This is a genomic window from Pseudomonas sp. 8BK, from assembly GCF_902506475.1.
Taxonomy (GTDB): domain Bacteria; phylum Pseudomonadota; class Gammaproteobacteria; order Pseudomonadales; family Pseudomonadaceae; genus Aquipseudomonas; species Aquipseudomonas anguilliseptica.
On the sequence record NZ_LR733252.1, the window covers coordinates 438,268 to 452,279 of the forward strand.

General features: G+C 61.8%; 10 protein-coding genes. 5 read left to right on the forward strand and 5 right to left on the reverse strand.

The genetic code is table 11. From position 1 onward, the window contains the following. Positions 1-35: 35 nt before the first annotated feature. Positions 36-1,619 (reverse strand): peptide chain release factor 3, encoded by a 1,584-nt coding sequence (locus tag ACIN8IBEIGE_RS01945; RefSeq protein WP_160013178.1) that lies wholly within the window; start codon positions 1,617-1,619, stop codon positions 36-38. Between the two features lie 483 nt (positions 1,620-2,102). Between ACIN8IBEIGE_RS01945 and ACIN8IBEIGE_RS01950 the strand changes: the two genes are divergently transcribed. From ACIN8IBEIGE_RS01950 to ACIN8IBEIGE_RS01965, 4 genes are all read left to right on the forward strand, one after another. Continuing rightward, positions 2,103-3,266, forward strand: coding sequence for a type III PLP-dependent enzyme (locus ACIN8IBEIGE_RS01950; RefSeq protein ID WP_090381815.1), 1,164 nt, complete (start codon positions 2,103-2,105; stop codon positions 3,264-3,266). A gap of 201 nt (positions 3,267-3,467) precedes the next feature. Further along, on the forward strand, positions 3,468-4,148 hold the full coding sequence (locus ACIN8IBEIGE_RS01955) for a Fe2+-dependent dioxygenase (RefSeq protein WP_160013179.1): 681 nt from the start codon (positions 3,468-3,470) through the stop codon (positions 4,146-4,148). A 5-nt stretch (positions 4,149-4,153) separates the two neighbouring features. Continuing rightward, positions 4,154-5,272 (forward strand): alpha-hydroxy acid oxidase, encoded by a 1,119-nt coding sequence (locus ACIN8IBEIGE_RS01960; protein WP_372240001.1) that lies wholly within the window; start codon positions 4,154-4,156, stop codon positions 5,270-5,272. 89 nt (positions 5,273-5,361) lie between these two features. Further along, entirely contained in the window at positions 5,362-7,584 is a 2,223-nt protein-coding gene (locus ACIN8IBEIGE_RS01965) for a TonB-dependent siderophore receptor (protein ID WP_160016282.1), read from the forward strand. A 330-nt stretch (positions 7,585-7,914) separates the two neighbouring features. Here ACIN8IBEIGE_RS01965 and ACIN8IBEIGE_RS01970 read toward each other — a convergent pair whose 3' ends face one another. From ACIN8IBEIGE_RS01970 to ACIN8IBEIGE_RS01985, 4 genes are all read right to left on the reverse strand, one after another. Further along, entirely contained in the window at positions 7,915-9,465 is a 1,551-nt protein-coding gene (locus ACIN8IBEIGE_RS01970; protein WP_256665020.1) for a sulfite reductase subunit alpha, read from the reverse strand. 64 nt (positions 9,466-9,529) lie between these two features. Beyond that, a complete protein-coding gene (locus ACIN8IBEIGE_RS01975) occupies positions 9,530-10,405 on the reverse strand; it encodes a DUF4198 domain-containing protein (RefSeq protein WP_160013181.1) in 876 nt (291 codons plus the stop codon). Positions 10,406-10,437: 32 nt separating this feature from the next. After that, positions 10,438-10,950 carry a DUF2271 domain-containing protein gene (locus ACIN8IBEIGE_RS01980; protein WP_160013182.1) on the reverse strand — a complete coding sequence of 171 codons (513 nt, stop codon included), beginning with the start codon at positions 10,948-10,950 and terminating at the stop codon, positions 10,438-10,440. Between the two features lie 10 nt (positions 10,951-10,960). Beyond that, positions 10,961-11,560 carry a PepSY-associated TM helix domain-containing protein gene (locus ACIN8IBEIGE_RS01985; protein ID WP_160013183.1) on the reverse strand — a complete coding sequence of 200 codons (600 nt, stop codon included), beginning with the start codon at positions 11,558-11,560 and terminating at the stop codon, positions 10,961-10,963. Between the two features lie 304 nt (positions 11,561-11,864). On the opposite strand from ACIN8IBEIGE_RS01985, the gene ACIN8IBEIGE_RS01990 reads away from it, so the two are divergent. Next, positions 11,865-13,982 (forward strand): TonB-dependent receptor, encoded by a 2,118-nt coding sequence (locus tag ACIN8IBEIGE_RS01990; RefSeq protein ID WP_160013184.1) that lies wholly within the window; start codon positions 11,865-11,867, stop codon positions 13,980-13,982. The last annotated feature ends 30 nt before the right edge of the window (positions 13,983-14,012 follow it).

Here is a 14,012-nt window from a genome sequence, read left to right on the forward strand (position 1 = left end):
CCAGCGGCGAGGCGTGATCTCGCCGCTGACGCCCTTTAGTGGTGTTCGCGGGTGGCGCGGAATTTCACATCCGGCCAGCGTTCTTCCATCAGGCTCAGGTTGACTCGGGTCGGCGCCAAGTAAGTGAGGTGACCGCCGCCATCCAGGGCCAGGTTTTCCACCGCTTTATTGGAAAATTCCTCAAGCTTCTTCTTGTCGCTGCACTCGATCCAGCGCGCCGACCACACGGTGATCGGTTCGTAGGCGCACTCCACCTTGTATTCCTCTTTCAGGCGACTGGCGACCACGTCGAACTGCAGCACACCGACCGCGCCGAGGATGATGTCGTTGCTGCGCTCGGGGAAGAACACCTGGGTCGCGCCTTCTTCGGCCAGCTGCTGCAGACCCTGGCGCAGTTGCTTGGATTTCAGCGGGTCTTTCAGGCGCACGCGGCGGAACAGCTCCGGGGCGAAGTGCGGGATGCCGGTGAAGCCCAGCGCCTCGCCTTCAGTGAAGGTGTCGCCGATCTGGATGGTGCCGTGGTTGTGCAGGCCGATAATGTCGCCGGCATAGGCCTCGGCCAGCATTTCACGCTCGCTGGAGAAGAAGGTCAGGGCGTCGCCGATGCGCACATCCTTGCCGGTGCGCACATGGCGCATTTTCATGCCCTGGCTGTACTTGCCCGAGCAGATGCGCATAAAGGCGATGCGGTCGCGGTGCTTGGGGTCCATGTTCGCCTGGATCTTGAACACGAAGCCTGAGAACTTCTCTTCCACCGGTTCCACGGTGCGCTCGTTGGCCACCCGTGCCAGCGGCTTGGGTGCCCAGTCGACCACCGCATCCAGTACATGGTCGACGCCGAAGTTGCCCAGCGCGGTGCCGAAGAACACCGGAGTCAGTTGGCCGTTCATGAATTCGTCTTGATCGAATTCGTGGCAGGCGCCTTGCACCAGCTCCAGTTGCTCAAGGAAACGGTCGTATTCATCACCCAGGTGGGCGCGAGCCTCATCCGAGTCGAGGTGTTGGATGATCTTGGTTTCGGTGCGTTCGTGGCCATGACCGGCGGTGTAGACGATGATGTAGTCGCCTTTAAGGTGGTACACACCCTTGAAGTCGCGGTAGCAACCGATCGGCCAGGTAATGGGCGCGGCCTTGATCTTGAGTACCGCCTCGATCTCGTCGAGCAGCTCGATCGGGTCGCGGATATCACGGTCGAGTTTGTTGACGAAGCTGACAATCGGCGTGTCGCGCAGACGGCATACATCCATCAGGGCGATGGTGCGTGGCTCAACGCCCTTACCTCCATCGAGCACCATCAGCGCGCTGTCCACCGCAGTCAGGGTGCGGTAGGTGTCTTCCGAGAAGTCTTCGTGACCGGGGGTGTCGAGCAGGTTGATCATGTGCTCGCGGTAGGGGAACTGCATCACCGAGGTGGTGATGGAAATGCCGCGCTGCTTCTCCATCTCCATCCAGTCGGACGTGGCATGACGGTCGGATTTACGCGACTTCACCGTACCTGCCACGGCGATTGCCTTGCCCATCAGCAGCAACTTTTCGGTAATGGTGGTTTTACCGGCGTCGGGGTGGGAAATGATCGCGAACGTGCGGCGTTTGCCGACTTCGGTGGCCTGGATGGTCATTGTGCGGGAACCCATCGACTGAATAGTCGGTCTGTCAAAAAAGGCGGCGATTATAACGGTAAACGTCAGCGCGCGCGGCGACCTGTAGTCAGGGGAGAAAACCGCTGGTTTTTAGCGCGTTGTGCAGCATTTCATAACGTTTTGTTTTGAATATAAAACGATCAATCAATAAGGCGACAAAGAGGAGCAAAAGTACGGCATTTTTGATTGATCTCAGCCCCCCATGGCCCTAAAGTTCGCGCCCGAACGTCCATGCTGGCAACGATCCATCCGGCTCAAGTACTGACGACGAGAGGTTGCTCCGATGCGGGTAATCCTCGGCGACATGCCTTGTGAAGTAGGCGAACCAAAGTGGGGAAACTGATCAGACGTTCTGCCTGTGCGGGTTAGCCGCCAGGTCTCCCTGAATGGTGGGTGAGTGGCGCTAATGCCGGCTCATCTGCTGAATGCGTTTTAACTGGTTCTGCCAACTGGAGTCCGAGCATGTCGATCAAGGTCGAAGACTATTACGCACCCGCAACTTTTCAGCGCATGAAGGCCTTCGCTGATACCCAGGAAACCCCCTTTGTGCTGATCGATACCTCGATCATCAGCCAGGCCTACGACGACCTGCGCGCCGGGTTCGAATTCGCCAAGGTGTATTACGCGGTCAAGGCCAACCCGGCGGTCGAGATCATCGACCTGCTCAAGGAAAAGGGTTCCAGCTTCGATATCGCCTCGATCTACGAGCTGGATAAAGTGCTCAGCCGTGGTGTGACGCCTGATCGCATCAGCTACGGCAACACCATCAAGAAATCCAAGGATATTCGCTACTTCTTCGAGAAGGGCGTGCGCCTGTTCGCCACCGACTCGGAAGCCGACCTGCGCAATATCGCCAAGGCCGCACCGGGCGCGAAAGTCTATGTGCGCATCCTCACCGAAGGCTCGACCACCGCTGACTGGCCACTATCGCGCAAATTCGGTTGCCAGACTGACATGGCCATGGACTTGCTGATCCTCGCCCGCGACCTGGGGCTGGTGCCTTACGGCATCTCCTTCCACGTCGGTTCGCAGCAGCGTGACATCTCGGTGTGGGATGCGGCGATTGCCAAGGTCAAGGTGATCTTCGAGCGCCTGAAAGAAGAAGACGGCATTGTCCTCAAGTTGATCAACATGGGCGGCGGCTTCCCGGCCAACTACATCACCCGCACCAACAGCCTGGAAACCTACGCCGAGGAAATCATCCGCTTCCTTAAGGAAGACTTCGGCGACGACCTGCCGGAGATCATCCTCGAGCCGGGCCGTTCGCTGATCGCCAACGCCGGCATTCTGGTCAGCGAAGTGGTGCTAGTGGCGCGCAAGTCGCGTACCGCCGTCGAGCGCTGGGTCTACGTGGATGTGGGCAAGTTCAGCGGTCTGATCGAAACCATGGACGAGTCGATCAAGTTCCCGATCTGGACCGAGAAGAAAGGCGAAGTGGAAGAAGTGGTGATCGCCGGCCCAACCTGCGACAGCGCCGACATCATGTACGAGAACTACAAATACGGCCTGCCACTCAACCTAGCCATTGGTGACCGTCTGTACTGGCTGTCCACCGGTGCCTACACCACCAGCTACAGCGCCGTGGAATTCAACGGCTTCCCGCCGCTGAAGTCGTTCTACCTGTAACCCCTGCGCGTTACCGCTGACCCAACAAGGCGCTCGTGCAAACGAGCGCCTTGTTTGTTTCTGCAGCAACGTTTTACTGCGCCGCAGGCCTGGATCAATGGATTGCGCGCGCGGCGCTGTCATAGTGCGCTTCAGCTATTTAGAATCATTCGCAGTTGTTTGGTGGCGGGCGCTTGAGGCGGCCGGCGAGGAGAGTGAATCATGATGTTGAACATTGCCGATGTGCTGACGCCCGAGCAGGTCGCTGAATGCCGTCAGGCCTTCGAACAGGCCAGCTGGCAGGATGGCCGGCTGACAGCAGGTCACCAGGCGCTCAAGACTAAGGCCAACCAGCAGCTGGCGCAGGATGACCCGCTGGTAGTGCAGGTCGGCGACTTTATCGTGCAGCGCCTGGGCAACCACCCGCAGTTCGTCTCGGCCGCCTTGCCGCTGAAGGTGCTGCCACCGCGCTTCAACCGCTACAGCGATGGTGGCACCTACGGTAACCATATCGATAACGCGATTTTCAGCGTGCCGGGCACGCCGCATCGGGTGCGCAGCGACCTGTCGGCCACCTTGTTCTTCAGTGATCCGGATGAGTACGACGGTGGTGAGCTGGTGGTCGAGGACAGCTACGGCAGTCACAGCGTCAAGTTGCCGGCCGGGCATCTGGTGCTGTATCCCGGCAGCAGCCTGCACCGCGTCAACCCGGTAACCCGTGGCACGCGCTATGCGGCGTTCTTCTGGATTCAGAGCTTGGTGCGCGATGACACCCAGCGCGGCTTGTTGCTGGAGCTGGATCGGGCAGTACAGGCGCTGACCCTTGAGGTGCCGGAGAGCGCCGAACTGGCCCGTCTGACCGGGGTTTATCACAACCTGCTGCGCCAGTGGGCCAATACATGACCGACATGCCGTTGCCAAAACTGACGCAGATTCCGCCAAGTGTTGCTGCCGTGGCGGATTATGAGCACCTGGCCTGCGAGCGCATGAGTGCCCAGGCCTGGGCCTATATCGCCGGTGGTGCGGCTGATGAGCTGACCCTAGCGGAGAATCAGGCGGCGTTTCAGCGCATTCGCCTGCGCACGCGGGTGTTGGCTGATCTGAGTGGCGGCAATACCCATCTGCAGCTGTTCGGCCAGGCATTCGCTCACCCGATCTTCCTCGCTCCGGTGGCGTATCAGCGCTTGGCCCATACAGATGGCGAGCTGGCCACGGTACTGGCGGCCTCGGCGGTACAGGCCGGCATGGTGCTGAGCACTCAGGCTAGCGTATCGCTTGAGGCGGTGGCTGAGCAGGCGCATAACCCGCTGTGGTTTCAGCTGTATATCCAACCGGATCGGGCTTTTACTGAAGCGCTGGTCAGGCGCGCCGAAGTAGCGGGTTATCAGGCGCTGGTGTTGACGGTGGATGCGCCGGTCAATGGCGTGCGCAACCGTGAACAGCGTGCCGGTTTCTATCTGCCCGAGGGCATCGAGGCGGTCAATCTGCGCGGCATGCAGCCGCTGCGCGAGAGTGCGCCGCCTAGCGGTGGCCTGTTGCTCGGCGGTGCGTTAATGGCGGCAGCGCCTGGCTGGGCCGATGTGCAATGGCTGCGTTCATTGACGCGCCTGCCGATCCTGCTCAAGGGCGTGATGACTGCCGAAGATGCGCAGCGCGCGGTGGCTGAGGGTGTCGATGGCATCATCGTCTCCAACCATGGCGGGCGAACGCTGGACGGCCAGCCAGCGACCATCGAAGTGCTGGCGGAAATCGCCGCCGCAGTGCAAGGGCGCGTACCGCTGCTGCTCGATGGCGGTATTCGCCGCGGTACGGATGTGTTCAAGGCCCTGGCTCTGGGTGCCGACGCCGTATTGGTCGGGCGGCCCTATGTCTACGGTCTGGCTGCCGCTGGGGCCAGCGGGGTGGCGCATGTGGTGCAACTGCTGCGTGCAGAGCTGGAAGTGGCCATGGCGCTGACCGGTTGCCGTGATCTGGCCAGTATTGGGGTGCACTGCCTGCGGGAAATATTCGGAGCTGAACGGAACTAAATGGAAACAAAAGTTTAAATCCCTATTGATTGATATTGATTATCAAATAGAATCACGCCTCGTTTTGATCTGGGGTGGTTCTCATGGGTATGGGCAAACAAGCCGGCAACCTGCCGCAGCGTCGTCTTCTGGCTTCGGCCATTGGTCTGGTAATCGCGTCCTGGGCGGGCGCTGGTGTGGCTGCTGAACAAGCACCGCAAAAGGCAAGGACGCCGGTTGAGCTGGGTAGCGTAACGGTCAAGGGCCAACAGGCAGAAGGCTACAAGACCGAGACCTCGGCTTCGCCCAAGTACACTGCGCCATTGCTCGATACCCCGCAGACCATCAGCGTGGTACCGCAGAAGGTGATTGAAGAACAACAGGCCCTGAGCTTGCGCCAGGTGCTGTCGAATGTCTCCGGCATCACCTTCACCGCCGGTGAGGGCGGTGGTGGCTCGGGTGACAGCATCAACATCCGCGGCTTCGGCGCCAACGCCAATATGCAGATCGATGGTCTGCGCGACAGCACCCAAACCAACCGCACTGACACCTTCAATATCGAGGCGGTAGAGGTCATCAAGGGCCCCAACTCGGTGTTCGGCGGCAGCGGCACCACCGGCGGCAGCATCAACCAGGTCACCAAGCAGCCTCTGGGTCGCGATTTCACCCGTATCGGCGGCAGCCTGGGCACCGATAACTACCACCGCCTGACTCTGGATTCCAACCAGACCCTGGACGGCATTGGTACCGACAGTGCCATGCGTCTGAACCTGATGGTGCATGAGAACGATGTGCCCGGCCGTGACAAGATCGACCGCGAGCGTTGGGGGTTCGCGCCTTCCCTGGCCCTGGGCCTGAGTGAAGATACGCGTCTGACCCTGAGCTACTTCCACCAGAGCGATGACATCCTGCCCGATTACGGTGTGCCTGCACTGGACGGCAAGAAGCTTGCCGGTGTCGACCGTGACGACTACTTCGGCTTCAGCAATCTGGACAAGGACGAGATCGAAACCGATTCCTTTACCATCAAGCTGGAGCACCGCTTCAACGACAACCTCAGCCTGCAGAACCTGACCCGCTACAGCCAGATCGACCGCAATACGGTGATCTCGGCCGCTCACGCCAACACCACTGGCGTGCCATCGGGCAACTACAGGCCGGCCGGGCCCCAGGCCTATGGTCGTGACGTCAACAGCGAGCTGTGGATCAACCAGACCAACCTGAGTGCCGATTTCGACACCTTCGGTCTGGCGCACAGCCTGGCGGCCGGTGTCGAGATCTCCCGTGAGAACTACGAGCGCGTCACCTACAACCATGGCCTGGGCAATGCACTCTATCCGGCTGATGGTTATGAGCTCAGCAACCCGCCAGGTTACTGGGATGGCCCAATCAACAAGACCCGCACCGCCGACACCTCGACTCAGCTGGAGAACCAGGCGCTGTATGTCTTTGACACCATCGCCCTGGCGCCCGAATGGGACCTGAACCTTGGTCTGCGTTACGACTGGATCGATGGCGAGTACAAGAACGTCGCGCTGCCAGCCGGTACCCTGACTAAGCTCGGCACCCGCGACGAGATGTTCAGCGGCCGCGTCGGCCTGGTCTACAAGCCGGCCGAAAATGGACGCATCTATGTGGCCTACGGCACTTCGTTCAACCCCACGGCCGAGTTCCTTGCCACCACTGGCAGCGGTATCAGTGAGGACACCGCCGACCTGTCTCCGGAGAAAAACAAGACCTGGGAACTGGGCACCAAGTGGGAACTGTTCGACCGTCGCCTGGAACTGGATGCCGCGGTGTTCCGCGTCGAGAAAACCAACGCTCGGGAGACCATGGCTGACGGCAGCAGCCAACTGGCCGGCGAGCAGCGCGTGCAGGGTGTCGAGCTGGGCGTGACCGGTCATATCACCGAGCAGTGGGACGTGTTCGCCAACTACACCTTCCTCGACAGCGAAACCCTCAAGGCCGCAGATACTGCCGCTGGGACCGCTCGTGAAGGTCAGGCGCTGGCCAATACACCGCCACGCTCGTTCAACCTATGGACCTCCTACGAGTTGCCGGCTGGCTGGACCCTGGGTTACGGCGCCCGCTATGTCAGCGAGCGCAATGTCAGCACCAGCAGCCGCGCCAAGCTGGATGCCTACTGGTTGCATAACGCCATGGTCGGCTATCAGCTGAACAACAACCTGGAGTTGCAGTTGAACCTCAACAACCTGTTCGATCAGGACTATGTGGAGCGGGTGCGCCAGACTCCGGGTACCGATGCGCGCTCCTCGGCCATCGAGTATGGCGACGGTCGCTCGGCGGTGCTGTCGGCTACTTATAGCTTCTAACAGGCCATTGAAATGCGCTGGCGAGGTCGTCGGCGCTGTACTTGAAACCCCGGGTGCTGCTTGCAGTACCCGGGGTTTTCTTTTGTCCGGTGACCTGGAGGTAAAAGGGATATTGTCGGGCTGCTTCGACCTTGGCGGCGCGGGCTGTCAGCGAGTAGAGAGCACGCGCATGTTGTGCAACAGGGGCGCTTCAGCAGGGGGGGGGGCTGACGGCGCTGCTGACCTAAGCCTGGAATAGTGTGCCGCAGCGTGGACGATAGCGACCTACTTCTATATCGGTTGTTCGCAGCGCTGGGGCGGGAGGTGTCTGATCCAGCTGCTCGTGCTTTTTCAGTACAGGTCGCGCCGATAACGACCGTTCTGACTGAGGGCTTCCAGCGGCTCATCCCCCAGCAGTTGACGCAGGCAGGCGTCGACGTCGCGGCCCATGCCGTCGAGGCTGCCGCACAGGTAAATGGCTGCGCCGTCGGCCAGCCAGGCGTGCAAGGTGCTGGCGGCTTCGCGCAGGGCGTCCTGCACATAGTGCTGCGGGTTGCCGTCACGCGAATAGGTGAGGTCGAGGCGTTCGAGGTGGCCGCTGTGTTGCCAGGCGCGTAGCTCGTCGATCAGCAGGGCGTCGTGGGCGGCGTGGCGTTCGCCAAACAGCAGCCAGTTGCGTGAGCGTGGATTGGCGGCGCGTTCCTGCAGGTGCGCGCGCAGGCCGGCGAGGCCGCTGCCGCTGCCAATCAGAATCAGCGGCGTTGTGGCGTCCGGGCCATGAAAGCCGGGGTTGCGGCGGATACGCAGGTCGATCTGGCCGCCAATGTCGGCATGCTGGCACAGCCAGCCGGAGCCCAGTCCGGGGCTGCCGTCAGCCTGGTGCTGCAGGCGTACCAGCAGGTCGAGGCTGCCACTGCTGCGGCATGAGGCAATTGAATATTCGCGGTGTGGCAGGGGCGTCAGTGTGGCAAACCACTGCGCTATGTCGCCGTCATCTGGCCGGGTTGTCGGCAGGTGGCGCTGGCTCAGGGCATCGCTCAGCAACTGGCCATCAGCTACGCGCTGCTGCGGATCAAGACCGAGTTGCTGCAGGCAGGCGTTGACGCGCTGCTGCGCATGCCGTGGGCCTATCTCGACAATATCGCCAGCGTGCCACTCGACGTCCTCGCTGCTGCTCAGGCGCAGCTGGAAGATCGGGGCGCCGCTGCTGCCGGGGTTGAGGCAGTGGCGCTGCGTCAGTTGCCAAGGGCGATAGTGCGCCGGCTGCCAGTCGACAAAATCGCTGTTGCCACTGAGGTGGCCAAGCTGTTGCTGCCAGTGGCGCAGGGTGCCGGCATCGAGGTTGTCGACGCACAGCAGGTCGAACAGCGGCTGCGCTTTAAGTGTCTGCAGGCGCTGTTGCAGGCGCTGGCCGAAGGCGCAGAACTGCGGGTAGCTGCTGTCGCCCAGGGCCAGAATGGCGAAGTGCAGCTGCGGCAGGACTGGCAGGCTTTGCAGCACGCGTTCGAAGCGTGCGGCGTTGTCCGGTGCCTCACCGTCGCCGTAGGTGCTGACCACCAGCAGCAGGCGTTCAAGGGTTGCCAACTGGGCACTGCCAAGTTGGTTGAGGGCGATGCAGCGCGCTGACATGCCGCTGTCGCGCAATTGCGCGCAGCTGCGCTCGGCCAGTTGCTGCGCCTGGCCGCCTTGGCTGGCGTAGGCAATCAGCAGTTCGTCGATCTGGCCGGATGAAAGACGGCGCTGTGGCCAGCAGTAGTGCAGGCACAGGGCGAGATAGGTCACGCTGATCAGTGCGGCGCTGAGTTCACGCGCCGGTTGCAGCCAGAGCAGCAGGCCGGCCAGTAACAGGCAGGTCGGCAGGGGCCAGTGGCGCAGGGCGTGAAGTCGCGAGGCGGTGATCAAGTCGAGTCGTCAGCTAAGAGGAGGGAAGCGCTGTCGCCGGGCGGCGACAGCGTTCGGGCTGGCATCAGGGCGCCAGTACTTCCAGGGTCGCGCTGTAGGAGGCGCGGCGTTCGGTGGCTGGGGCAGTGACGCCGTCCTTGCTGCTCAGTTCGGCTTCCAGCCAGTACATACCGGCGTTCGGCCAGGTGATGCTGATCTTGCCGTCGGCGTCACTGGTGGTTTTGATCTCGCCCAGGTCGTCGCGATAGCGGTTGCCACCGGGGATCACGCTGACGTCCACGCCGGCGGCTGGCTTGCCGTCGAGCAGCAGGGTGAACTCGGCCGCTTCACCGGCGAACAGATCATTGGGGTGGGTAATCGGGGCCAGCTCCAGGCCCGCGCCGGTGGTTTTCAGCACCGTAGTGGTCGGGTTGCCGGAGGTGACGAAGACTTCCATGCGGCTGTTGTTCTGCGCCACTTTCAGCTCGGCGGCGCCTGCCGGTACCTGCTTGGCGAAGTCCTCGGCCTTGCCCATCCAGCGCTTGTGTTCCTGGCCTTCTTTCCAGCTGGCGAACAGGCCGCTGTTGGCGATGGCCAGTTTGTAGGTGCCTTTCTGGGTCAGGTGCATGTCGAAGGTGCTGCGGTAACGGCCAATGCTGCCGTTCTCGGCTTTTGCGGCGCTGCCATCCGGAGCGAACAGTTGCAGCGCGGCGGCCGGGCGCGGGCGCATGCCCGGTGGGCCGCCAGCGTGTGCGTTGTCGAGGTTGCCGATGCCCTGAATACGCAGCGGGAAGTGCTCGAAGTAGAACAGGTCATTCGACACGGCGACGTCGACGGTGATCCACGGATCTTCACCAGAGAGTACGGTGGCAGAAGGCAGCATCCAGGCGCGGTGGGCCTGGGCGGACAGCGGCAGGCAGATGGCCAGGGTCAGGGCGGTCCATTTTACGAGTGAGTGCATGGCGGTCTTCCTTAATAAGTGGGGGCTGAGGTTCAAGGCGTCAGGTGCAGGTTGATATGGCCCAGCTCGCTACTGCCCTGAGCGCTGTGGTTGGCGGCTTGCTTGGGTGGCCAGGTGAACGGCAGGCGCAGCAGTTCGCGGCCACCCACTTCACGGGCGGCTTCCACCACCACGCGGTATTCGCCAGCGGGTAACTGCTTGAAGGGGGCATCGTTGCTGCTGAAGCTCAGGCTCTGTGTGCCCACTGCGCGGGTTGCACCGCTGACGCCATCAACCGGCATCTGCAGGCTGCGGCCGCTGCGCCGCCACCATTGGCGCAGGTCTTTGAGCCACTTCTCGCCTTCCTTGTCCTTGAGCTTCTGGTCGTACCACACCGCCAGGTTGGCGACATGTTTCTGGTCCGGTTGCTCCAGCCAGATGGCCACGTAGGGGCGGTGGTACTCGGCCACCTGCAGGCGCGGGATTTCCACCTCAAGCTGCACGTCGGCAGCCAGCACCGGGGTGCTCAACAGGGCGCACAGGGGCAACAGCAAGCGTTTTGGCATAACGATGTCCTTAGTGAATAAACAGCAGAGCCAGCAGAACAGGGAGTACCAGGCCCAGGCCGAGCATCGGCCAGGTGCTGGGGCGGTTGCCGGCGTAGCGTTGCAGCAACAGCAGGCCGCTGAGGCTGAACACCACGCAGAGCACGGCAAATATGTCGATAAACCAGGCCCACGCGCTGCCGGTGTTGCGGCCCTTGTGCAGGTCATTCAGGTAGGCGATCCAGCCGCGGTCGGTGGATTCGAACTCCAGTGCGCCGGATTCGATATCCAGGCTCAACCAGGCATCGCCGCCAGGGCGCGGTAGACCGATATACAACTCGCCATCCGACCATTCGGCGTTGCGGCCATCCAGGCGAATCGCCAGCTCCGCTTCCAGCCACTGGCGCAGATCCAGCGGCAACCCCTGGCTTGGCTGTTTGTCTTGCAACACGGCCTGCAGCGCCTCGGGCAATTGCGCCTGATGGCTGATCACCTGCGGCTTGGCCTCGATCTGCGCGGCATGGTTGAGGGTGATGCCGGTGACGGCAAACAGCAGCATGCCGGCCAGGCACAGTGCCGAACTGATCCAGTGCCATTGGCGCAGGGTGCCGAGCCAGAGGGAGCCGTTCATAGGATTCGCGTGATAAGGGGAACAGGAGGGCGATTCTATAAAGGCTGGGATGCAAATACTAAATATTTACAAAGGCTATACATTCTCGGTAAAGCGTCGATCATGTCACGCCCCACATCCGCCACGCTTATGGCGAGCGTTGAGGCGTCTCGCGCTTTTATCGTGGCTACGAACCAAGAGCGGCGGTTCGGCGTATTACGCGCGTTGATAGCTTGATACAAGCGCTAATGCAAGCTATTCGCAATTAATGTATTGTGCGCGCCCCTGATGCGTTCCCTGCGCAATTCCTCAAGAGGCCGCCCCTGTGTTCTACCGTTCTCCCCTTTGTCTGAGCATTTCCCTGGCCTGTCTCGCTTTGCCGGGTGCTGCTGTATTTGCGCAAGAGGCGGTTGAACTGGAGGCGGTCACCATCAGTGCCACCCGTGCCAAGAGCGAGGCGGGCAAGACGCCACAGAAGATCACCGTGATCAGCCGCGAACAGATCGAGCAGCAACTGGCGATCACTTCCGATCACGGCCAGATCCTCAGCAACCTAATTCCGTCCTATTCGCCGAGCCGACAGAAGATGAGCAGCGCTGGCGAGACTTTCCGCGGCCGTTCGGCGCTGGTGCTGATCGATGGCGTGCCGCAATCCACGCCGCTGCGCGACAGCTCCCGTGACGGTTACACCATCGATATGGCGATGGTCGAGCGCATTGAGGTGATCCACGGTGCCAGCGCCGAGCACGGCCTGGGCGCCACTGGCGGGATCATCAACTACGTCACCCGTCGCCCCCGGGGCGGTACGCTCAAGCAGCATGCCGGGGTCAGCTTTGACGCGCCGACTGACTATGAGTCCGCCGGCCTGGGCTACAAGCTGGACTACCGGGTTGAAGGCAACGAGGGCAGCTGGGACTACCTGGCCGCCGCCAGCTGGCAGACCCGCGGCATGTCCTACGATGCCGACGGCACGCTGATCGGCGTCGACGACACCCAGGGCGATATCATGAACTCGGTCAGCAGCGACCTGCTGCTCAAGCTCGGTTACTGGTTCGACGCCGAGCAGAACCTGGAACTTATGGTCAATCGCTTCCAGATCGAGGGTGAGCACGAGTACGTCAATGTGCCGGGCAATCGCGCCGCGGGTACCCCGGCCACCTCACGTAAGGGCAGTCCGCCGGGTGAAGCGCCGCAGAACGAGGTACTGGCCACCAGCCTGAGCTACAAACATGACGACCTGTACGGCAATCGCCTGAGCGCGCAGCTCTACAGTCAGCGCTTCCGCGGGCGGTTTGGCGGCAACAGCCTGGCGTCTTTCCAGGATGCCTCGATTGCGCCGGTCGGCACCCTGTTTGATCAATCGCAGAACGAGTCGGACAAATATGGCGGCAAGTTCAGCCTGAGCCGCGATGGCCTGTTTGATAACCATCTGATGCTTACCGGCGGCCTCGACGTGCTGCAGGACACCACCAGCCAGATGCTGATCGCCACTGGCCGTGAGTGGGTACCGGAAACTCGCTTCCGCAACCTGGCGCCCTTTCTGCAGGCGGAAATTCGTGCTCACGAGCGTCTCACCCTGCACGCCGGGGTACGTCACGAATATGCCGAGCTGGAGGTTGGCAGCTTCCACACGATCGCGTCGACTACCACGCCGCGCGGCGGGGTCAGTGTCGAGGGCGGCAGCCCTACGTTCGAGGAAACCCTGTTCAACACCGGCCTGGTGTTTCAGCTCACCGACTGGGCGCAGCTCTATGCCAACTACTCCGAAGGTTTCGGCATGCCGGATGTTGGCCGCGTGCTGCGGGCGATCAACCAGCCGGGCATGAGCGTCGACAGCTTTCTTGACCTGCAGCCGATCGTCACCGACAACCGCGAGATCGGCCTGCGTTTCAACCATGGTCCGTTCGATGCGGAGATCGGCTATTACGAATCCAATGCCGACTTGGGGGCGCGTCTGGAGAATGTCGGCGGGACCTTCCAGGTTCGTCGCGAGCGCAGCGAAATCGACGGTATCGAGGCCACGGCCGGCTGGCAGATCAATCCGGTGCATCGCCTGCAGGCCACCTATGCCCAGATCAATGGTCAGTCCGATACCGACGGCGACGGCAAGGTCGATACCGATCTGGATGGTGCCAACATCTCCCCGGACCGTTACGGCATCAGCTGGCAGGCCAACTGGACCGACAAGCTGAATACCCGTTTGCAGGCCAATCACTACGTTAGCCGTGGCTTTGACGACCCGGATCTGGACTTCGACGGCTACAGCCTGGTCGACGCCTCGCTCGGCTATCGCCTGCCGGTCGGCGAAGCCAGCCTGGGCATCGAGAACCTGCTGAACGAGGAGTACCTGAGCTACTACGCCCAGGCTGCCAGCAAGCGTGACGATCAGATGTTTATGGGCCGTGGGCGCACTGTGACCCTGGGTTATCGGCTCAGTTTCTAAGAAGCTGCAGACGATCTGCTGCGCATCATA

What these genes read in the sequence shown, in the direction of transcription:
- ACIN8IBEIGE_RS01945 (WP_160013178.1), bottom strand. Translation starts at nt 1,619, where the DNA reads ATGACCATCCAGGCCACCGAAGTCGGCAAACGCCGCACGTTCGCGATC.
- ACIN8IBEIGE_RS01950 (WP_090381815.1), top strand. Translation starts at nt 2,103, where the DNA reads ATGTCGATCAAGGTCGAAGACTATTACGCACCCGCAACTTTTCAGCGC.
- ACIN8IBEIGE_RS01955 (WP_160013179.1), top strand. Translation starts at nt 3,468, where the DNA reads ATGATGTTGAACATTGCCGATGTGCTGACGCCCGAGCAGGTCGCTGAA.
- ACIN8IBEIGE_RS01960 (WP_372240001.1), top strand. Translation starts at nt 4,154, where the DNA reads ATGCCGTTGCCAAAACTGACGCAGATTCCGCCAAGTGTTGCTGCCGTG.
- ACIN8IBEIGE_RS01965 (WP_160016282.1), top strand. Translation starts at nt 5,362, where the DNA reads ATGGGCAAACAAGCCGGCAACCTGCCGCAGCGTCGTCTTCTGGCTTCG.
- ACIN8IBEIGE_RS01975 (WP_160013181.1), bottom strand. Translation starts at nt 10,405, where the DNA reads ATGCACTCACTCGTAAAATGGACCGCCCTGACCCTGGCCATCTGCCTG.
- ACIN8IBEIGE_RS01980 (WP_160013182.1), bottom strand. Translation starts at nt 10,950, where the DNA reads ATGCCAAAACGCTTGCTGTTGCCCCTGTGCGCCCTGTTGAGCACCCCG.
- ACIN8IBEIGE_RS01985 (WP_160013183.1), bottom strand. Translation starts at nt 11,560, where the DNA reads ATGAACGGCTCCCTCTGGCTCGGCACCCTGCGCCAATGGCACTGGATC.